Here is a 19,744-nt window from a genome sequence, read left to right as displayed (position 1 = left end):
GCAGGTCAAACCTTCAGTCGAGCTACGCTCTCTTTTCGGTTTGACCTGCTGTCCACCCCCTCCTGAATCAACCTAAACACGACCCCCTCAACGCCCCTCTTAGCTCCAAGGGGGGTCAAATTTGGACGCCGATGGGGGGTCATTATTCAATGCCGATTGACACATTCGAGTTTGTGCCTGGAGAGGTGACAGCGAGTCAATCGACAGTTGCGCAGACAGCGACCAATGCCAGAAAACTAGGTCACGCCCGGCCCAATTTTGACGGCCCCGTTTCGGCCGATAGTGCCGAAATTCGTCACGCAATGAAGGAGCACCAAACAACAAGTTTTGCTTTAGGTTTGAGAAGGCTTACAGCTCCAAAGTCTGTCAAACCGATGCTTTTCCTATTGGCCTGGACGTAGGTTCTCATTCCAACTCATCTGGGATGGCGCCCGTCAAGCGCCTTGGTGATCATGCAAATTCTATGTTAGTGAAAGGCGCGCTCTGGTTCTTGAAGTGCAAAACAAATTAGAACGACGATTCCAACAAAGGGAGAAATTAAATGTTTGAAAACAAAAGAACTGTTCGTGTGCCTGATGGCCGTCTGATCACTATCGATCAATCCGGAGTTTTTGCTCAGCCTGAAACCAATTCTGCACATCGCCACTCCGCGATCGCTGCCGAAAACGTATGCCACGGTGACCCTTCGCAGGTCGGTGCCAAGATTGACCCCGGTCAGTATGGAGCCAAAATTGACCCGTCTCAGCTGGGTGCAAAGATTGATCCGGGCCAAATCGGGGCCAAGATCGATCCAGGCCAAATTGGTGCCAAGATTGACCCGGGCCAACACGGAGCTAAAATTGACCCATCTCAACTGGGAGCAAAGATTGATCCGGCCCAAGTCGGGGCGAAGATTCAACCAACTGCTTAAAGTCAGTCCAAGCAACGTATTTGAGTGTTGGCTCAAGCCTTTGAGCCAACATTCGTGTCGCGCAGTATGAATCGTCATTGCGCGCGCTGATAGGTTGTTCCCAGTCGCGTGAGAACTTGGTTTGAAACAATACTTTGATGGGACACATCGCATTCGCTCGCCCAAGCAGACGGTTGAGCTTTTGCGGGACCTGTTTCCAGTTTTTGGCATCACGCGTATCGCGGATGTCACGGGGCTTGATCGTGTTGGGCTACCGACAACCGTCGTATGCAGGCCCAACTCGCGATCAAGGGGTCGATTACGGGACAGTGATAAATCGTACGCTAAGCGATTTTGTGCCTCATTTCTCGCCAGATGTACTGACCTATGAGCAGAATGTGCTCCCATCCCAAGGGCGATATGTGCCTGAGCAGGTGTTCGGGCGTGTCCAGGCCTTCGCTTTGCCGCTGCAGGATGGCTTTGCCGATCTGGTCCGTATTCCAGAATATGATGATCGCCGTGAGCAGATTGAGGCAAGCCAGGCGGAAATGCTGGCTTTCCGTGGTCCGATCGCGGATCTCGCCCCGACGGCCGATCCACAAGGCATTCTTCAGCGCATGGTGCGCTTCGCCTTTATTGAGCCCGACAGTAGAGCGGCGCTGCATGTCCATATCAAGGGTCCATTCGATGATGAACAGTGTCCGTTCGATCTGTCCGATTTCCCGCATCGCGATGGCCAAATCGTTCTTGCGCGGCCGGGCTGACAATCGCTTCAGCAGCTGGCTTGGCGGTACCTTCCCGGACCGCATCGTGGCCGTGCATCTCAGCACATCGCCCCAGTTGTCGATGAAGGTTTGTTCCCGGACCTTGCCCCCGACCAGGCACTTGAGTTCCTTGGGAACGCTTTTACGATCGAAGACGTAGAACCGCTTGGATTTCAGATCGCGGATCCGGGGAATGAAGCGATAGCCCAGCAGCGCGCAGGCGGCGAATACGAGATCAGTGAACCCACCCGTGTCGGCGTAGTGCTCCTTGATCTTCTCCTGACTTCCGACCTTTTTGTTGATCTGACTGGGTTTTTGGTTTGTTTTCAGGTGTGGTTGCTCAGAGGCGCGTTGTAGTGCCCCATTATTATAAAAAGTATTGACATGGGCCTTCAGATGGCTAACCTCTTCGCCCATGTTCATCCGCACCAAACATGACGCAAAGCTCAACCGCACACGGATCCAGATCGTTGAATCCGTCCGCACCGGCTCCAAGGTACGCCAGAAGATCCTGCGCCATGTGGGTGTGGCCCATAACGACAGCGAGATTGAGGATATCAAGCGTCTGGCGGGCCGCTTGATGGAGCAATTACGCATTGATCGCTCGCCGCAAATGGAACTGTTCACGCCCACGGAATATGCCGATCTGCAGGCGCTGGTGCGCCGCGCTCCGCGGCCGGACAAGCTTGGCGTTGATCTTGCCGAGTGCCGTGAGGAGGCGCGGGTCTCTCTGGGTCTGCGGGATGTCATGGGGACGATGTATGACCAACTGGGTTGGGGGGCCCTTCTGGGGGCGGCGCGTAAAAGTGCCAATCGCATTGTGAAAGAGCTGGTTATGGCGCGGATCGCACAGCCCGAGAGCAAGCGCGCGACCGTGGAGGCGTTGGAGAACCAGGCAGGCATCACGCTCAATCTGGACGTGGTCTATCGGAGCATGGATTACATCAATACGCCGGTGATAGACGGGATTTGCAAAACCTCTCACGCGGCGGCAGAGAAGTTGCTGGGCGGGCCAGTGACCGTGCTGTTCTACGATTGCACGACCCTGGCCTTTGACACCGAGCGCGAGGACCCGGCCGAGGATGCGGACGGGGTCGAGCAGGATCATCTTCTGGCCAAGGGCTTCAGCAAGGATGGCAAGCATCACCGCGCTCAGGTCATGCTGGCGCTGATCGTCACCTCCGATGGGCTGCCTGTGGGCTATGAACTCTTCCCGGGAAACACCTGGGAAGGTCATACGCTGGAAGCTGCGCTGAAGGCGTTGGAGGGACGCTTCGACGTGGCCAGGGTCACGTTCGTGGCCGATGCCGCCATGCTCAGCAAGGACAACCAGCAGATGTTGCAGAACAAGGGTCTGCCCTACATCCTCGGCTATCGCATGAAGTCCGCCCCGGCCGCCGTGAAGGCGAACATTTTGAGCCCGGAGGGACGCCAGCCTTGGGCTGGACACGGTTCTGAAGAGGCAACCGAGAAGGGCTGGTACAAGGTGATCGACCAGGAGGGAGCGCGGGTCATTGTGACCTGGTCACCCACCCGGGCACGCAATGATGCCCACAAGCGCGACAAGGCAATCGAAAAGCTGCACAAGAAGCTCAAGCGCTCTCGCAAACCCGGCAGCTTCAGCAGCCGGGGATATGGCCGCTTCCTGGCCTTCCCCGACAGCGGGGACGTCACGCTGGATGATGCAAAGATCAAGGCAGCGGCACAATGGGACGGGCTGCATGCCATTGTTGTTCATGGTGCGGACGAACTGGAGGCACAGGACGTCATTGCCCGCTATCACCAGTTGTGGGAGATCGAAGCCTGCTTCCGCACCAACAAGCACGATCTGAAAATCCGGCCCATCTATCACTGGTCGCCGCGTCGGGTCCGGGCCCATATCGCCATCTGCTACATGGCCTTCTGCTGCCTGCAGCACCTGCGCAAGCATCTGGACCTGCTCGGACACCCGATGAGCCCGGCTCGTATCCGCAACGAGTTGAACGCATTGCAGCTCTCGATCCTGCGCCACAAAGGCACCCCTGACCGCTACGGCATGCCAAGCCATGCCACGGTCGATGCCAGACGCATCCTCACCTGCGTCGGCCTGACCTGGAACGAAGCCCCTTTCAAGATACCCCCCGGGCGCACCCGAAAAACTGGCCAGACCAAAGCCTGAGCTCCCTCAACACTCCGAAACAATCGCTGGCGAAAAAAGTCCGTGTAGTGCCTTTTGGCAACCAAGGCATAATAATATCAATGACTTATACGAAAAAATGTCGGAAGTCAGGAATACTTTGATGGGACACATCGCATTCGCTCGCCCAAGCAGACGGTTGAGCTTTTGCGGGACCTGTTTCCAGTTTTTGGCATCACGCGTATCGCGGATGTCACGGGGCTTGATCGTGTTGGGCTACCGACAACCGTCGTATGCAGGCCCAACTCGCGATCAAGGGGTCGATTACGGGACAGTGATAAATCGTACGCTAAGCGATTTTGTGCCTCATTTCTCGCCAGATGTACTGACCTATGAGCAGAATGTGCTCCCATCCCAAGGGCGATATGTGCCTGAGCAGGTGTTCGGGCGTGTCCAGGCCTTCGCTTTGCCGCTGCAGGATGGCTTTGCCGATCTGGTCCGTATTCCAGAATATGATGATCGCCGTGAGCAGATTGAGGCAAGCCAGGCGGAAATGCTGGCTTTCCGTGGTCCGATCGCGGATCTCGCCCCGACGGCCGATCCACAAGGCATTCTTCAGCGCATGGTGCGCTTCGCCTTTATTGAGCCCGACAGTAGAGCGGCGCTGCATGTCCATATCAAGGGTCCATTCGATGATGAACAGTGTCCGTTCGATCTGTCCGATTTCCCGCATCGCGATGGCCAAATCGTTCTTGCGCGGCCGGGCTGACAATCGCTTCAGCAGCTGGCTTGGCGGTACCTTCCCGGACCGCATCGTGGCCGTGCATCTCAGCACATCGCCCCAGTTGTCGATGAAGGTTTGTTCCCGGACCTTGCCCCCGACCAGGCACTTGAGTTCCTTGGGAACGCTTTTACGATCGAAGACGTAGAACCGCTTGGATTTCAGATCGCGGATCCGGGGAATGAAGCGATAGCCCAGCAGCGCGCAGGCGGCGAATACGAGATCAGTGAACCCACCCGTGTCGGCGTAGTGCTCCTTGATCTTCTTGCCGATCTCGCTCAGGCACAATCCGTCCAGAATATATGGTGCCTCGTTCACAGTGGCCGGGATCGAATTGATCCAGTACGGCCCGTACAGGTCGGACACATGGGCGTAGGCTTTCAGCCCCGGAACATGCGTGTCGTACTTGGCGTTGATGAGATTCATTGCTTCGCCCTGGCGCGTGGTCGGGAAGAACTGCCCGTCGCTGGATGAGGTCTGACCCGAACCCCAGTATTGGGCCATGGGAAGCCTGGACTGCGCGTCGAGAACGATGGCCAGCGCCTCGTTGATCGCATCGCTTTCGACATGCCAACGCGACAGACGGGAGAGCTGGGAATACTCATGGTCGGCGGTCGCGGCGGCCATCTTGCTCAGACCAACGTTCAAGCCCTCACCGAGAAGCACGGTCAGCAGTCCGATGATGTCCTTGCACGGTGCGCCTGTGCGCAGATGGGTGAACGCGTCCGTGAAGCCTGTGGCTTCGGCCACGTCCTGAAGGATATCGGTGATTTTCGCAGGGGGCAGGCGCCGATAGAGATCGAGAACCAGATCGGCAGCTTCCGCCGGAACATCCGCCTTGAGGCGTTCAATGCGCAACTCACCGGCTTCGATGAGGCCGTTGGGAAGGGTGCCGTCCCTGACAGCCTCCGCAAGCCGCTCCAGACCAACCTGCAACCGATGCTTGCGATCCTCAAGCCAGACCTCGGGATCCAGCGGAAGATCAAGACCTGGCATCGTCTTCGCCGCTTCCAGCGGCACCAGGACTTTCCTGTCATCGGCATATCGGCGGGCATGATCCAGCCAGATATCGTTGGACCGGAAGGCTTCTTGCAAGCGGCACATCACCGCCACGATCCAAAGCCGCTGCTCGTTGGTTTCCGGCTTGCGCAGCTGTTTGTCCCACTTTGAGCGGGCTGGAAGAAAGGCCCGGGATTTGGTCGGGATATCTGCGTCTTCCCGGATGACCGTCGCAGCGTCGAGCAGCGGTTGGGCCACGGTGGCACCCCTGATATCCAGCGCTCTCAACATGCGTTTGCCATAGAGTTTGAAACAGTGAATAGCCTTTTCGATGTGATCCATTGGCTCGGCCATGGCGGGCTTGATCAACTGGGTCGCCATCGCCACGAGTGTTTCCAATCCATCCCATGAGCAGGATGCATCGACGGCACCGCGCAGGGCCGCCTCATCGCCCCGGGCCATCAGCAAGGTCGTTCCCAATGATTGGAACCCGACCAGTGTGTTGGCGATATCTGCCTGCGCCTGTTCGAAGTGTAGCGTGCTGAGTTTCTTCGCCTCCCGCCACATCTTGACTACGATCCGGTCATGGGTGTCGACAACGGTATCTGCGATGGAGGCCGACCACTCCACCACGCAGGTGGCCAGAATGGCAAGGCGACGATTGCCGCTGATGTCCTGCAGGCCGCCCGTGAAGTACCGCTCGCCCTGGCGGCGCAGGATTTTGATCCGGTGTGGCGGGATGTCATTGAGGACGTCAGGCGATAGCTCAATTGCCTTGAGGGCGTCCACCCGATCAAGCAGGCGGTTCATATCGGCCGTGTTCTTGCCAACCTCGAAACCGCGCAGCCACAAGAACACACTCTGCCAGCCGTTCTCCGCCGCGCCCAGCAGATCATTTAGGCGGCGGCGCATCCGGCTGTCCAGGCGCGCGGCAATCCGGCCCTCAATCCGCCGCTCGGCCGCCACAAGGGCATCGGCGCACAGCCGCTCAATGGTCGTGATCCCCGGCAGAATGATCTGCCGGTTTCGGCATTCCTCCACAAAGACCCGCACCAGCCCTTCGCCGGTTTCGGCGGCCTCGGCCTGCTGACCGAGCCAGGACTGCATCTGCTTCGCGCGCTTGCCAGCGAACGGCTTGTAGCCGTAGATTTTGCGCAAGGCACCGAGATGTTCTCGACGGGTTACATCGCGGACAGCGTAGGGCAAGAGATCTTCAGGTTTCAGCCCGAGTTGGGCTGCGATGTAATTGGATACGGCTTCCGGGATCACCTCTCCCGGTTTCAGAAGACGTCCAGGATATCGCAACGCGCAAAGCTGGAGCGCAAAGCCGATCTGGTTTTGCGCGCGCCTGCGCGTTTTGATGTACGCGATGTCATCGTCTGCGAGCGTGTAGTGGTATTCCAGCGATGCCCGGTCAGTGGGCAGGTCGAAGAGAGTATCACGCTGACGTTTCGTCAGAACAGTTCTATGGGCCATGTGTTACCTTTTCAGAGAGAGTGTTGAGGGTCAGATCCCGGGCCTTCGTTATGTTTTTGCCTGTTCGATAGACCTACCTTCAGCGCACAACTCAGACCTCGGAATCCGCACCCATGAAAACAAGGTCTCAGAGTGTCGCAAATAACCCGTCCGATAAAAGTTGCAGTGAAGGGGGTTCAAACGTACAGTCGAGCAATGGAAAAAATCGGATATGCGCGCTGCTCGACCTACAGTCAGGACTTGACCGCGCAGCGGCAAGCGTTGAGTGACCTCGGGGTTCGCAAGGACCGCATCTACACGGATCACGGATTGACCGGCACCAATCGGGAGCGGCCCGGACTTGAACAAGCGCTGGCCGCCGTGCGAAAAGGCGACACTCTGGTCGTGACGAAGCTCGATCGTCTTGCCCGATCTGTTCCGGATGTTCGGGCCATCAGCGATCAACTCGAAGCTAAAGGCGTGAAACTTGCCCTGGGAGCAGCTATCTACGATCCCAGTGACCCGATGGGGAAGATGTTTTTCAACATCGTCGCCACATTCGCCGAGTTCGAGGCAGATCTGCTCAAAATGCGCACCCGTGAAGGCATGGCCATCGCCAAGGCAAAGGGGAAAATGCGAGGAAAGAAGCCAAAACTAACTGAAAAACAACAGAAAGAGCTTCACAAGATGCACAAAACCGGAGACCATTCGATCAGCGATCTCGCCGAGATATTCTCCGTTTCAAGGGCTACCGTCTATCGCACATTGCAGAGAGACCAGAGCGCTTAGCGTACGATTTATCACTGAGCCGTAATCGACCCCACAATTGCTGCGGCAAGCAAAATGGTAGGATTTTCGGCTATGCAACACTCTTGGATTGATAAGTTCAAAGGTCTCAGCCGCTTACCGGATACTGTGCGCGCCGACCTCATCAGCGGCAGTCAGATCGTCAACGTTCCCGCTGGCACGCAGATATTCGCGCCTGGCCAAACGGCTGACAACCTATTGCTTCTGCTGGAGGGAACCGTCCGGGTTCAGCAGAAATCTGAGACCGGGCGCGAGGTGTTCCTCTACCGTGTTCACGCCGGTGAAAGCTGTGTGCTGACCACGGCATGTATGCTGGCTTTTGAAGACTATTCCGCCGACGGCATTGCCGAGACAGACGTTTCAGCGGTGGCTATCCCGCGCCAAACGTTCGACGATCTGGTTGCAAAATCCCCTGTGTTTCGCGAGTTCGTCTTTTCAGCTTACTCACGCCGGATCACCGATCTCTTTACTTTGATCGACGATATCGTGTTCAAGCGTATGGACGTACGGCTGGCTTCTCGGTTGCTAGAGCTGGCAGGGGTAGGCGAAACCGTACACGCAACGCATGCAGTGTTGGGTACAGAGCTTGGCACGGCGCGCGAAGTGATCTCGCGTACTTTGGCTGAATTCCAACGCCGTGGCTGGGTGGAACAATCGCGTGGCGAAGTCTGCCTGACCGACCGCGAGGGGCTGGAACGCTTGGCAAGATCGGCGACGCCCGAGGTCTGAATACAAACTTTGTATTTGCTTCGGCAGTTTGGTGACCATGTCACCAAAGCTGTGAGCTGCGCTGTGCAATTGTCATTTCATCGATTCCCGATGGAGTGTGACATGACCACAAATATGGGCAAACTTGACTGCGCATTGCGCATTCTGATTGCTGCTATGCTTCTATACATGGCTTTGGGCACGAGCGTGCTGGGGGCCGGACTCCTGTTCTGGCTGGCATTGATCGTGGCGGGTGTGTTCACCCTCACGGCCTTTGTCGGCAACTGTCCCCTTTACCGCATCATTGGCCTCAATACCTGTCAGGACTGCTGATGATCGAGACGGCTTTTACCCCTTGGGCGTCGCTGACAGGCGGCGTTCTGATTGGAGCGGCCTCGGTTCTGCTGATGTTGCTGATTGGGCGCATGATGGGGGCAACCGGTGTTTTGGCCGGGCTATTGCGGCCGGCATCGTCCAGTGATTTTGCTTGGCGCGCTGCGTTGCTGGCCGGCATGGCGACCAGCCCCTTGGTGGTGTGGTTGATGTCTGGGCAGATGCCTCAGGTACAGGTGCCAGTCTCCACTGCCGCGTTTGTTCTGGGCGGAGTGATTGTCGGTGTCGGCGTGACCCTGGGTGGGGGCTGCACCTCGGGCCATGGCGTGTGTGGAATGGCCAGGCTAAGCGTTCGCTCGATCGCAGCCACAGCAACGTTCATGCTGTTCGCCTTTGCCACCGTTTTCGTCACACGCCACGTTTTCGGAGGATAAAGCTTGAAACTTATCGCAACCTATCTGATCGGTCTGGTCTTCGGTGTCGGAATCTCGCTTTCCGGCATGGCGAACCCAGCCAAGGTGCTGAATTTCTTCGACCTGTTTGGTGCCTGGGACCCGTCCCTGATCTTTGTCATGGGAGGCGCGCTGATAACAACCTTTGTCGGCTACAAGATGGTCTTCGGCCGCGCCGCGCCCGTGCTTGAACCTGCGTTTGATTTGCCATCGGCGCGAAAGATCGACGCCAAGCTCGTCGGTGGGTCTGCCTTGTTCGGTGTCGGTTGGGGCATCGCCGGATTCTGCCCGGGTGGCGCATTGCCCGCACTGGGCACGGGTCGCTGGGAGGTCTTCGCCTTCGTCGGTGCCTTGGTTGTGGGCATTGCCCTCGCCAAAGCCCTGCAGGCGGCGCTGGCTCCTGATTGGCAAACACGTACCTGAAATTAGACCCGGAGGAGACAAGATATGGCCACTTACCCCGTAAACATGGCGATCAAGCCAGACGTATTTGCGTTCTTTGACGCTGCAACGAACACGATCAGCTACATCGTGAAAGACCCGGATTCGAGCGCTTGCGCGATCGTCGACAGTGTCATGGATATCGACTACGCGGCCGGGCGTATCACTTTCGACCACGCGGATGAACTGATCCGGACTGTGATCGACAAGGGCCTGCAGCTGGAGTGGATTATCGAAACCCATGTGCATGCCGATCATCTGTCCGCCGCGCCGTATATTCAGGAAAAACTTGGGGGCAAGATCGGGGTCGGCTCCAAGATCACCGTGGTGCAGGACACGTTCGGCAAGGTCTTCAACGAAGGGACCGAGTTTCAACGTGACGGCTCGCAATTCGATGCGCTGTTCGAAGATGGCGACACCTATATGATTGGGAATATGCAGGCCTACGCCATGTACACGCCCGGACACACGCCAGCCTGCATGGTTCATGTCATGGGTGATGCGGCCTTTGTTGGGGATACGTTGTTCATGCCCGACGGCGGCTCTGCCCGGGCCGATTTTCCGGGCGGCGACGCGGGTGTTCTATATGACTCGATCCAGAAAGTCCTGGCATTGCCGGATGAAACGCGTTTGTTCATGTGCCACGACTATGGGCCGAACGGGCGCGACATTGCCTGGGAAACCAGCGTAGCCGAGGAAAAGACCCACAATATCCATGTTGGCGGCGGCAAGACGAAAGAAGAATTCGTCAAGTTCCGCACCGAACGTGATGCAACGCTGGCAATGCCAAACCTCATTATCCCTTCACTGCAGGTCAATATGAGAGCAGGCGAGGTGCCCAAGGATCCCGACGGCAACCCGATGCTCAAAGTGCCTGTAAACGCCCTCTGACAGGCCAGAAGGAGAACAGAGATGGAGTTTCGCACGTTATCACCCAAATTCGCCGTCAGCCCTCAGATCTCGGTCGAGGATGTCGGGACAATCGCTGCGCAGGGTTTCCGCGCGATAATCTGTAACCGGCCGGATGGCGAAGGGGTGGATCAACCCTCATTCAAAGAAATCGCCGCCGCAGCCAAGGCCGCAGGGATCGAGGCCCGCTATGTTCCCGTGCAATCAGGAATGGTGAAAGATGGGGATGTAGAGGCGTTTGGCACAGCGCTTGAGGACCTGCAACGCCCGGTGTTTGCCTATTGTCGCACCGGGACACGCTCGGCCACGCTATGGTCTTTTCATGAGGCTATAAAACGACCGATTGCCGAAATCCTGACAGCCACCAAGACAGCGGGCTACGACATGAACGGCGTGGCCCGCCGGATCGCAAATGGCGGCAAGACCCCAACAGATACGGGCGACGCCCATTTTCAGGTTGTTATTGTCGGCGCGGGGGCAGGGGGTATCTCGGTCGCTGCCAGTCTAAAATCGCGGCAACCCGATCTGGATATTGCCGTCATTGATCCAGCAGATGTTCACTACTATCAGCCCGGTTGGACCATGGTGGGCGGCGGTATCTTTGATGCCCAGACGACGGCCAAGACCATGGGCAGTCTGATCCCCAAAGGCGTGCATTGGATCAAGGCGGCTGTCGCCGCGTTTGAGCCGGAAAGCAACGCAGTCGTTTTGGATGCTTGCCGAGTGGTGAAGTATGACCGACTTGTCGTCTGCCCGGGTCTGAAGCTGGATTGGGGCAAGGTCGAGGGGTTAGAGGAAACTCTTGGCCGCAACGGCGTAACCTCGAACTATCGCTATGATCTTGCCCCATATACGTGGCAGTTAGTGCGTGAGATGCAAAAGGGCAGGGCAATTTTTACCCAGCCTCCGATGCCAATCAAATGTGCCGGTGCGCCGCAAAAGGCCATGTACCTATCCGGCGACGCCTGGTCTCGGCGGGGCGTTTTGAACGACATTGACATCCAGTTCATGAACGCGGGCGGAGTGCTGTTCGGCGTCAAGGACTATGTCCCGGCGCTGGAGGACTATGTTAAAAAATACGACGCCTCGCTGAACTTCTTCCACAATCTCTTTGCCATCGACGGACCCGCAAAGACGGCGGTGTTCGAGGTGACCCAACCAGACAATGAGCCGCGCAGGGTCGAAGTGGGATTCGACATGATCCATGTCTGTCCACCGCAGACCGCTCCGGATTTCGTGCGGGTGTCACCGCTTGCAGATGCGGCTGGGTGGGTCGATGTCGATCAGGCCACGCTAAGGCACAAAAGCTATGACAATATCTGGTCCCTGGGCGATGTGATGAATGCACCGAACGCTAAAACAGCGGCGGCAGCACGTAAGCAGGCGCCCACCGTGGCGGATAACATCGTGGCTGACATCGCAGGTCGGTCTGCTATGGCGCAATATGACGGCTATGGCTCGTGCCCGCTGACCGTCGAGCGCGGCAAGATCGTTTTGGCAGAGTTCGGTTATGGCGGAGCACTCAAGCCTAGTTTTCCCCGCTTTCTGTTAGATGGCACAAAACCCAGTCGTTTGGCGTGGTTTCTGAAGGAAAGCGTGCTGCCGCCGGTCTATTGGAAGGCAATGCTGCGTGGCAAGGAATGGATGGCGCATCCTGAAAAACTGAGCGTGGTCCCGGAATAGTCCTGCGCATCGGAAGACCTCAGATGATCAACCACCTTCGCCGATTGGTCCCCGTTCTGGATTGGGGCCGGAATTATACGCGCGGCTCATTTTCCAACGACCTGATTGCGGCCTTGATCGTGACGATTATGTTGATCCCGCAATCGCTTGCCTACGCTCTGTTGGCGGGATTGCCGCCCGAGGCTGGCATCTACGCGTCGATTGTTCCGATTGTGCTTTATGCTGTAGAAAAGCGTGCAATTTTGACCCCCTAAGCGGGGAAATCGGCGTCCAAATTTGACCCCTCCCTATGGTTGTAGACATCCTTTTCATTGAGCAGTCGATGGAGAGGCAAGCGGGATGATTTGCGTGGAAACTATTAGAAAAGTGCGTCGCTTACACCTGATCGAAAAAAAGAGCATCAAGGAAATTTGCCGTTCGCTCAATTTGAGCCGTGCAACGGTTCGAAAGATAATCCGATCGGGAGTGACGGAGTTCAAATATGAGCGCAAATCGCAGCCATACCCGGTGCTCGGGCCTTGGCGCGCGCGTCTGGATGAAACGCTTGAGGAGAACGAGGCGCTTCCGAAGAAACACCGCAAGCGGATGACCAAAATCTGGAAGGAACTCTCCGATGATGGTTTTGGCGGCGGGTATGACAGTGTTCGACGCTACACAAAGAATTGGCGCATTGCGCACGGCCGACAACAGGCGCAGGCGTTCATCCCGCTGATCTTTGATCCTGGGGAGGCGTACCAGTTCGACTGGAGTGTGGAGACGGTTTTGATGGACGGTGCACTCACGACCGTGAAGGTTGCCCATTTCAAACTTTGCCATAGCCGCATGCCATTCTCCATTGCCTATCCGCGCGAGACGCAGGAGATGGTCTTTGATGCCCACGACGAGGCCTTCAAATTCTTTGGTGGAGGCTGCATCAACGGGATCTACGATAACATGACGACCGCCGTCGATGCGATCCTGTCGGGCAAGGAAAGAAAGTTCAACAAGGCATTCTCCCGGATGTGTTCTCATCATCTGGTGAACCCGATCGCCTGTACGCGCGCGGCCGGTTGGGAGAAGGGTCAGGTTGAGAATCTGGTCAAGGAGAGCCGCGCCTATAGTTTTACACCGCGTCTGGAGGTGGCCGACTTCGATGAATTGAATGCCCGGCTGCAAAAAGACGCGATCAAACGCGCAAAAGAACTGCGGCATCCGGAAAACCTGGAGGTGACGGTCTGGGAGGAGTTCCAGCAGGAAAAGCCGCTGCTGACGCATCTGCAGAAGCCCTTCGTCGGGTTCCGTGAAAAGACGGTCGCCGTGAGCCGAACCTGCCTGATCAACTTCGAAAGAAACAAATACAGCGTTGAGGCAAGAGCTGTTGGACGTCAGGTCCAGTTGCAGGTCTACGCCACGCGGATTGTCCTGCGCCAAGACGGTGAGATTGTCGGAGAGCACGAACGGTGCTTCGGCCGAGGAAAAACGATCTTCAACCCTTGGCACTATGTGCCCGTCCTCAAGCGCAAGCCTGGCGCTCTGCGCAATGGAGCACCGTTCCGTGACTGGGACCTACCACCGGCAATGACGCAGATCTGGACCCATCTGCGGGGCACATCCGACGGAGACCGGCAACTTGCCGATATTCTTTTCGCTGCTTACCAGCACGACATTGATGTGGTCGAGGCTGCCTGCGAAGAAGCTCTAAAATCTGGCCTGCGCAAGGCCGATGCGATCCTGAACATTGTCTCTCGGCGCACCAATCCCCCGCCGCCAAAGGCGATTGAGCCGCCTGCCCACCTGCAGCTGAAAATGGCACCGATCGCGGATTGCGCTCGCTATGACAGGCTTGGAGGCTCCCATGCAACTGCGTAAGGAAATTCTCGAACTTGCCCGTCAACTGAAGTTGCCAGGCATCGTCAACTGCTTTGACGAAGTGATGCAGGCCGCAGCCAAAAACAACTGGCGGCCCCAACAGGTCGTGGCCGAACTCCTCACGGCCGAACTGGCCGAAAAGACTGCGCGCTCGATCCGGTATCAGATGGGTGCCGCAAAGTTCCCGGTCTGCAAGTCCTTACCTGAGTTCGACTTCACGGTCAGCCCCGTCAACGAGGAAGTCGTGCGCAATCTTCATGACGGCGATTTTATGGACCAGGCCAGGAATGGCGTGCTGGTCGGTGGAACCGGATCGGGCAAAACGCATCTCGCAACAGCGATCGGGGGCCACGCGGTCAATAACCGCCGGCGGGTCAGGTTCTTCAGCGCTGTGGATCTCGCGAACAAGCTGGAGGCTGAACATCGCGAAGGCAACGCCGGGCGGCTCAGCGAGCAGCTGATCCGCGTCGACCTCGTGATTATAGACGAACTCGGTTATCTGCCGTTCGCAGAGTCTGGTGGACGATTACTCTTCCATCTCATCAGCAAACTGTACGAGCGAACGTCTATTCTGCTAACAACCAACCTCGCATTTGCTGAATGGCCGAGTGTGTTCACAGATGCCAAAATGACCACTGCTCTCCTGGATCGACTGACACACCATTGCGATATCATCGAAACCGGGAACGAAAGCTGGCGAATTAACCACCGCGACTAACCTCGAAATCGGGGAATAAATTCAAAACAGACAGCAGGTCAAACCTTCAGTCGAGCTACGCTCTCTTTTCGGTTTGACCTGCTGTCCACCCCCTCCTGAATCAACCTAAACACGACCCCCTCAACGCCCCTCTTAGCTCCAAGGGGGGCAAATTTGGACGCCGATGGGGGGTCATTATTCAATGCCGATTGACACCCCCTTCGAAAAAGTCGCCAGCCGTTAAGTGGGGAGAAGCAAGGTCCTGGACTAAAAACGAAATTCAATCCGAATTCAAATCAAACGACAATCTGGGTGTAGCCCTTGGAAAACGCTCTGGCGGCTTGATTGATATAGACTTCGACTGCCGCGAAGCTGCGGAACTGGCAGACCTAATTCTTGGTGGTCTTCCCAGCTTTGGCCGCGCTTCGTCTCCGCGCAGTCACCGTCTGGTGCTGGCCGAGTTGGAAAAGGGACGCTACAATTTCGAGCTACCGACCAAGGTTGCACAATTCCTAGCCGTGGAGCGCGCAATGCTTCTGGAAGTTCGCGGAACCGGTCACCAAACAATGTTTCCGCCTTCCATTCATCCCAGTGGTGAAAAGGTTCAGTGGCACAAAGGGGCAGGAACGCTTCCAATTCTCGACGGTGACGAATTGATCCGCCGCTGTGGATTGATCGCATCTCTATCTGCAATCGCACTGGCATATCCAAAGGTTGCCGGTCAGCGCGATGAAGTTTGCCTCATCTTGTCCGGAGTACTTGTTCGGGCAGGTCTTGAAGACGATGATATCGATGCTCTGATACCTGCAGTTGCAACGCTAGCAGGTGATGAGGAATCTGCTAAACGGGGTGGAAGAGCGCTCTCTACGCGCCAGAAAATCGAAGCGGATGAACCCGTCTGGGGTCTGCCTGAGCTTTGTAAACGCCTTGATATTTTAGACTTGGAGACAAAACTTCGCGAATGGCTGCAGTTGAACGTTGATACCGCCAAGAGTTCGGTTAAGCGATCGAATGGCAAACCAATTATTTTGGTCGAGCAAGGAAATTTACCGTATGAAGTCGACAAAGCGGAGGAGGCGCTCATTTCGGGCAACGCGGGTGTGTACCAGCGCGGAAACCAACTGGTACGCGTCAGCAAAATCCCGAAACAAATAAGTGAAGACGGTGTTGAGCGTCCCGGTGGTGCACTGCTGCTGACACGGATTGTGCCGCCATGGCTAAGGGAGCAATTTGCACGATCAGCGAACTGGGAAAAGGCAACCAAAGAAGCGACCAAGCCAATAAACCCACCTTTCGAACATGCTTCCGCCTACCTTGCGCGGGTAGGCGAGTGGCGCGTACCGGTGCTCAACGGTATTATCGCGACGCCAACGTTGCGCTCGGATGGATCAATCCTCCAAGAACCTGGTTTCGACTTCGAGTCCGGCCTTCTTTACGACCCTCAGGGCATTGAGTATGCACCAGTTCCTGAAGCGCCATCGCGCGATCAAGCCGTCGAGGCATTGGCCGTGCTCTTGCGTCCGTTTCGGGATTTCCCGTTTGCAGACGATATCTCCAAGAGCGTTTTGGTCACTGCCGCTTTGACCGCACTTATCCGCCGGTCCCTTTATACGGCTCCTATGTTTGCGGTCGATGCGCCGACAGCAGGCAGTGGAAAGACTTACATAGCACAGACGATTGGCATCATTGCGACCGGGCACATTCCAACGCTCATATCTCAGGGAAAATCTGACGAAGAAGATGAAAAACGTATTTCTACCGTACTCATTGCCGGGGACCCAATCGTGGTGCTCGACAACTGCGAGCGCCCGATCAGCGGGGATACGTTGTGCGGTGTGTTGACAACCGAAACCTGGGGCGCACGCATCCTGGGCAAGTCAGAGTTGGCAAAGGTTCCGACCAACGCCCTTTTCATGGCTACGGGCAACAATCTTGTTGTCGCAGGCGATATGGCGCGTCGCATACTGGTGTGCCGCCTTGATCCGCGTACGGAGAACCCGGAACAAGCTGAGTACGATTTCGACCCGCGCACAGAGGCCTCCGAAAACCGGAGCGAAATTGTGTCGGCGGGCCTGACGATTCTTCGTGCATTCATCGCCGCTGGTCGTCCAAAGCAGTCCAAGCCGCTGGGTTCTTTCAATGAATGGAATCTAGTTCGTGACGCAGTCATCTGGTTGGGCTTGCCTGACCCGGCGATCACGGTTGAGCGCAACAAGGTGGACGACCCATTGAAATCTGAACTGTCGAGTCTGCTCGAGCTATGGATTGCAGCGCTGGGTGAAAGGGAGGTCGGCTTGGCCGACATTGGCAATCTGGCAGAAACAAACAAGTCACCTCAAATTAGCGAGCTTTACCAGGCTTTGACGTCGATGACGCGGAACGGTCAATTCAATACAAAGAGTATTGGTCGTCTGTTGCGCAAGCATAAGGACCGTATCGTAAATGGTCGAACGTTGCGCAGCAGCCCAGGGCCTTCAGGGTCGCTGCTATACCGCGTCGAAGTACTAGATCACCATGAAGCGACCGGTACAAAAAACCGGAAGCTCGAGACAGAATTTCCATTCTGACCTCAAATTCTGGCCAGAAGAAGTCCGGCGCCGATGTGAATCTACCTCGGCGCCTGCTTTATTTGGTTTGGCGGGTTTAATTTGGCACCGGAGGCACGGTTCATATTCCTCAAAGACTACAAACTAGGGCCGTCATTCACTAGAGGCCATATTTTCAAGCCAGTTGCGGATGTCGGAAACCGCCGCTTGCGCACCCGGATCAGATGGCGCGCTTTCCTGCAGCTCGGACAGGGCGCCATGGACCGTTCGCCCAGCCTGCACGCCTTCTCGTCCGTGCCGCCGATTGTGCAGCCAGGTCTCAAGCCCGTCGCGAAGTTCGGGCCGCAGCACCTCCGGCTGTTCAAGAAAAACGATGCGTCGCCCCAGTTCGCGCAGACGGTCATCTTCGAAGGCTTCAACCAGATCAGCACGTTCGCGCCAGGATGCCGCGTGGAACGCCTGCATACGCCCTTCGTCCGCCCGCCTACCATCGCACAAGAGTGTTTAGGGCGGCCGACTAATAACACGAGCACCTCAGGCCGATCGCAACGCCTCAATGGCGCCTTAAGTTTCTGATTAAGAATAATTTTTAGAGAAGAACTGGTGCCGCTGAAGGGACTCGAACCCCCGACCCCATCATTACGAATGACGTGCTCTACCAGCTGAGCTACAGCGGCTTTCAGGACCCTACTATGGCCCTACTAGTTCTACTCCTTTGCCGCGAACTCTTTGGTTTCGCAAGCCATTCTCGCGGGGACCCGCTAATTACGAATGACGTGCTCTACCAGCTGAGCTACAGCGGCACCGTTGGTCTTCCGAAACTGAATTCGGAAGGATGCGAAGGCCTCTTTAATTCGTCAGGTCTGCGCCTGCAAGCCCGGATCAGCGCGCTGGGGTTTCATGAAAGTTCTGTGACACAACGGGTTTCGCGGTTGACCACCAACATATATTTCAATAATTCATGAAATATGATAGAGGAAATCACCGATCAGCTGGCCATTCTGGGGCATCCGCAACGCATCACAGTCTTTCGCATGTTAATGCGACGGTTTCCTGACACCGTGCCAGCGGGTGAGCTGGCCTCGGAGCTGGATATCAAACCCAGCACCATGTCGAACTATCTGAATGCGCTGCAAAGGTCCGGGCTGGTGACACAGGAACGCTCTGGCACGTCTCTGCTTTATTCCGTCGACATGGCTAAAGTTCAGGGAATGCTGGATTTTCTGGTCGTCGATTGCTGCCGGGGTCGTCCCGATATCTGCATGCCTTTCACACAGGGAAATGAAGACATGACTGACCGCAAGTTCAACGTCCTGTTTCTATGCGTGGGCAATTCCGCCCGCTCGATCTTTGCCGAAACCCTGCTGCGCGAGTTGGGGGATGACAGGTTCACTGTCTACTCAGCCGGAACGCAGCCCGCGTCACAGTTGAACCCCTTTGCCGTGCAAGTGCTGCAGGACAAGGGGCACGATACCTCGGTCCTGCGCTCCAAGCATATGTCGGAATTTGCGGCCGACGGTGCGCCGGAAATGGATTTTGTTTTTACAGTTTGCAATCAAGCCGCGAACGAAGAGTGCCCGGCCTGGGAAGGCCAACCGATCAGCGGCCATTGGGGCATGGAGGACCCGGTAAAAGCCACCGGAACCGATGCCGAGAAAAGCCTCGCCTTTCAAAACGCCTATGGCGCGCTGAAGCGTCGGATTGAGGCGTTCACCTCCTTGCCGGTCGAAAGCCTTGACCGGATCACCCTACAATCTGCTGTCGATGACATCGGCAGAACCTCTGTCGGAGACTGAAATGACCACATATGCTGTGAATGGCTTGGGCCGGATGGGAAAGCTGGCCCTGAAACCGCTGTTGGAGAAAGGGGCCAAGATCGCCTGGATCAATGACGCGGTCGGAGACGCCGAGATGCACGCGCATCTGTTGGAATTCGACACGGTTCATGGCCGCTGGAACGCCACTTTCGCGCATGATGAGAACAGCGTCACCATCAACGGCACCCGTCTGCCCTTCATCGGCACCAAGGACCTGAGTGCCCTGCCCTTGGATGGCGTCGATGTGGTGATCGACTGCACCGGTGTCTTCAAGACCGAGGCCAAGCTTGCCCCCTATTTCGAGGCGGGCGTGAAGAAGGTTGTTGTCTCGGCTCCGGTCAAGGACGGCCCGACCGCCAATATCGTGATGGGTGTAAATGACGACGTCTACGATCCGGCCGCCCATCAGATCGTGACCGCAGCCTCCTCCTGACTTCCGACATTTTTTCGTATAAGTCATTGATATTATTATGCCTTGGTTGCCAAAAGGCACTACACG

15 protein-coding genes, 1 tRNA gene and 3 pseudogenes are annotated in these 19,744 nt (G+C 56.6%); 15 read left to right on the top strand and 4 right to left on the bottom strand.

Going from position 1 to position 19,744, the window contains the following annotated elements:
• Positions 1–541 precede the first annotated feature (541 nt).
• On the top strand, positions 542–910 hold the full coding sequence (locus tag ACOERD_RS23940; protein ID WP_419740715.1) for a hypothetical protein: 369 nt from the start codon (positions 542–544) through the stop codon (positions 908–910).
• A 323-nt stretch (positions 911–1,233) separates the two neighbouring features.
• On the opposite strand, the pseudogene ACOERD_RS23935 reads toward ACOERD_RS23940, so the two are convergent.
• Positions 1,234–1,935, bottom strand: a pseudogene (locus tag ACOERD_RS23935) (Tn3 family transposase); the annotation flags it as partial.
• A gap of 133 nt (positions 1,936–2,068) precedes the next feature.
• On the opposite strand from ACOERD_RS23935, the gene ACOERD_RS23930 reads away from it, so the two are divergent.
• A complete protein-coding gene (locus tag ACOERD_RS23930; RefSeq protein ID WP_419737624.1) occupies positions 2,069–3,811 on the top strand; it encodes an IS1634 family transposase in 1,743 nt (580 codons plus the stop codon).
• Positions 3,812–4,118: 307 nt separating this feature from the next.
• Here the strand turns inward: ACOERD_RS23930 and ACOERD_RS23925 are convergent, their stop codons facing one another.
• Complete coding sequence (locus ACOERD_RS23925; protein ID WP_419739318.1) at positions 4,119–7,025, bottom strand: Tn3 family transposase; 2,907 nt, start codon at positions 7,023–7,025, stop codon at positions 4,119–4,121.
• 195 nt (positions 7,026–7,220) lie between these two features.
• Between ACOERD_RS23925 and ACOERD_RS23920 the strand changes: the two genes are divergently transcribed.
• The 11 genes and pseudogenes from ACOERD_RS23920 to ACOERD_RS23870 all read left to right on the top strand — a co-directional run bounded on the left by ACOERD_RS23920 (position 7,221) and on the right by ACOERD_RS23870 (position 17,449).
• Positions 7,221–7,793, top strand: coding sequence for a recombinase family protein (locus tag ACOERD_RS23920; RefSeq protein WP_419738674.1), 573 nt, complete (start codon positions 7,221–7,223; stop codon positions 7,791–7,793).
• Between the two features lie 72 nt (positions 7,794–7,865).
• On the top strand, positions 7,866–8,540 hold the full coding sequence (locus ACOERD_RS23915) for a Crp/Fnr family transcriptional regulator (protein ID WP_170681106.1): 675 nt from the start codon (positions 7,866–7,868) through the stop codon (positions 8,538–8,540).
• 102 nt (positions 8,541–8,642) lie between these two features.
• Positions 8,643–8,852, top strand: a complete 210-nt coding sequence (locus tag ACOERD_RS23910) for a YgaP family membrane protein (protein ID WP_419740714.1) — start codon at positions 8,643–8,645, stop codon at positions 8,850–8,852.
• Positions 8,852–9,286 carry a YeeE/YedE family protein gene (locus ACOERD_RS23905; RefSeq protein WP_419740713.1) on the top strand — a complete coding sequence of 145 codons (435 nt, stop codon included), beginning with the start codon at positions 8,852–8,854 and terminating at the stop codon, positions 9,284–9,286. The genes ACOERD_RS23910 and ACOERD_RS23905 overlap by 1 nt, the downstream gene beginning before the upstream one ends.
• A 3-nt stretch (positions 9,287–9,289) precedes the next feature.
• Positions 9,290–9,727, top strand: coding sequence for a DUF6691 family protein (locus ACOERD_RS23900; protein WP_419740712.1), 438 nt, complete (start codon positions 9,290–9,292; stop codon positions 9,725–9,727).
• Between the two features lie 24 nt (positions 9,728–9,751).
• Positions 9,752–10,636, top strand: coding sequence for an MBL fold metallo-hydrolase (locus ACOERD_RS23895; protein ID WP_419740711.1), 885 nt, complete (start codon positions 9,752–9,754; stop codon positions 10,634–10,636).
• Positions 10,637–10,657: 21 nt separating this feature from the next.
• Positions 10,658–12,337, top strand: coding sequence for a TIGR01244 family sulfur transferase (locus ACOERD_RS23890; protein WP_419740710.1), 1,680 nt, complete (start codon positions 10,658–10,660; stop codon positions 12,335–12,337).
• Positions 12,338–12,360: 23 nt separating this feature from the next.
• A pseudogene (locus ACOERD_RS23885) lies at positions 12,361–12,564 on the top strand (SulP family inorganic anion transporter); the annotation flags it as partial.
• Between the two features lie 112 nt (positions 12,565–12,676).
• Positions 12,677–14,185, top strand: coding sequence for an IS21 family transposase (istA, locus tag ACOERD_RS23880; protein ID WP_419737605.1), 1,509 nt, complete (start codon positions 12,677–12,679; stop codon positions 14,183–14,185).
• On the top strand, positions 14,172–14,903 hold the full coding sequence (gene istB / locus ACOERD_RS23875; RefSeq protein WP_419737606.1) for an IS21-like element helper ATPase IstB: 732 nt from the start codon (positions 14,172–14,174) through the stop codon (positions 14,901–14,903). Before istA ends, istB begins: the two co-directional genes overlap by 14 nt.
• Positions 14,904–15,091: 188 nt before the next feature.
• Complete coding sequence (locus ACOERD_RS23870) at positions 15,092–17,449, top strand: bifunctional DNA primase/polymerase (RefSeq protein WP_419740709.1); 2,358 nt, start codon at positions 15,092–15,094, stop codon at positions 17,447–17,449.
• A gap of 132 nt (positions 17,450–17,581) precedes the next feature.
• On the opposite strand, the gene ACOERD_RS23865 is transcribed toward ACOERD_RS23870, so the two are convergent.
• The gene (locus ACOERD_RS23865) at positions 17,582–17,893 is read right to left on the bottom strand and encodes a hypothetical protein (RefSeq protein ID WP_419740708.1); all 312 of its coding nucleotides are present in this window, start codon (positions 17,891–17,893) and stop codon (positions 17,582–17,584) included.
• Between the two features lie 136 nt (positions 17,894–18,029).
• A tRNA-Thr gene (locus tag ACOERD_RS23860) sits at positions 18,030–18,105 on the bottom strand.
• Between the two features lie 291 nt (positions 18,106–18,396).
• Here ACOERD_RS23860 and ACOERD_RS23855 point away from each other — a divergent pair.
• Positions 18,397–19,224, top strand: a complete 828-nt coding sequence (locus ACOERD_RS23855; protein ID WP_419740707.1) for a helix-turn-helix domain-containing protein — start codon at positions 18,397–18,399, stop codon at positions 19,222–19,224.
• A 1-nt stretch (position 19,225) separates the two neighbouring features.
• Positions 19,226–19,672, top strand: a pseudogene (locus tag ACOERD_RS23850) (glyceraldehyde 3-phosphate dehydrogenase NAD-binding domain-containing protein); the annotation flags it as partial.
• Positions 19,673–19,744 lie beyond the last annotated feature (72 nt).

Origin of the sequence: Ruegeria sp. (assembly GCF_965199275.1) — a bacterium.
Lineage (GTDB): Bacteria > Pseudomonadota > Alphaproteobacteria > Rhodobacterales > Rhodobacteraceae > Ruegeria.
This window is presented reverse-complemented; position numbering and strand designations above follow the sequence as displayed.

Coding starts and splice junctions, on each gene's coding strand:
- ACOERD_RS23940 (WP_419740715.1), top strand. CDS start 542: ATGTTTGAAAACAAAAGAACTGTTCGTGTGCCTGATGGCCGTCTGATC.
- ACOERD_RS23930 (WP_419737624.1), top strand. CDS start 2,069: ATGTTCATCCGCACCAAACATGACGCAAAGCTCAACCGCACACGGATC.
- ACOERD_RS23925 (WP_419739318.1), bottom strand. CDS start 7,025: ATGGCCCATAGAACTGTTCTGACGAAACGTCAGCGTGATACTCTCTTC.
- ACOERD_RS23920 (WP_419738674.1), top strand. CDS start 7,221: ATGGAAAAAATCGGATATGCGCGCTGCTCGACCTACAGTCAGGACTTG.
- ACOERD_RS23915 (WP_170681106.1), top strand. CDS start 7,866: ATGCAACACTCTTGGATTGATAAGTTCAAAGGTCTCAGCCGCTTACCG.
- ACOERD_RS23910 (WP_419740714.1), top strand. CDS start 8,643: ATGACCACAAATATGGGCAAACTTGACTGCGCATTGCGCATTCTGATT.
- ACOERD_RS23905 (WP_419740713.1), top strand. CDS start 8,852: ATGATCGAGACGGCTTTTACCCCTTGGGCGTCGCTGACAGGCGGCGTT.
- ACOERD_RS23895 (WP_419740711.1), top strand. CDS start 9,752: ATGGCCACTTACCCCGTAAACATGGCGATCAAGCCAGACGTATTTGCG.
- ACOERD_RS23890 (WP_419740710.1), top strand. CDS start 10,658: ATGGAGTTTCGCACGTTATCACCCAAATTCGCCGTCAGCCCTCAGATC.
- istA (WP_419737605.1), top strand. CDS start 12,677: ATGATTTGCGTGGAAACTATTAGAAAAGTGCGTCGCTTACACCTGATC.
- istB (WP_419737606.1), top strand. CDS start 14,172: ATGCAACTGCGTAAGGAAATTCTCGAACTTGCCCGTCAACTGAAGTTG.
- ACOERD_RS23865 (WP_419740708.1), bottom strand. CDS start 17,893: ATGCAGGCGTTCCACGCGGCATCCTGGCGCGAACGTGCTGATCTGGTT.
- ACOERD_RS23855 (WP_419740707.1), top strand. CDS start 18,397: ATGATAGAGGAAATCACCGATCAGCTGGCCATTCTGGGGCATCCGCAA.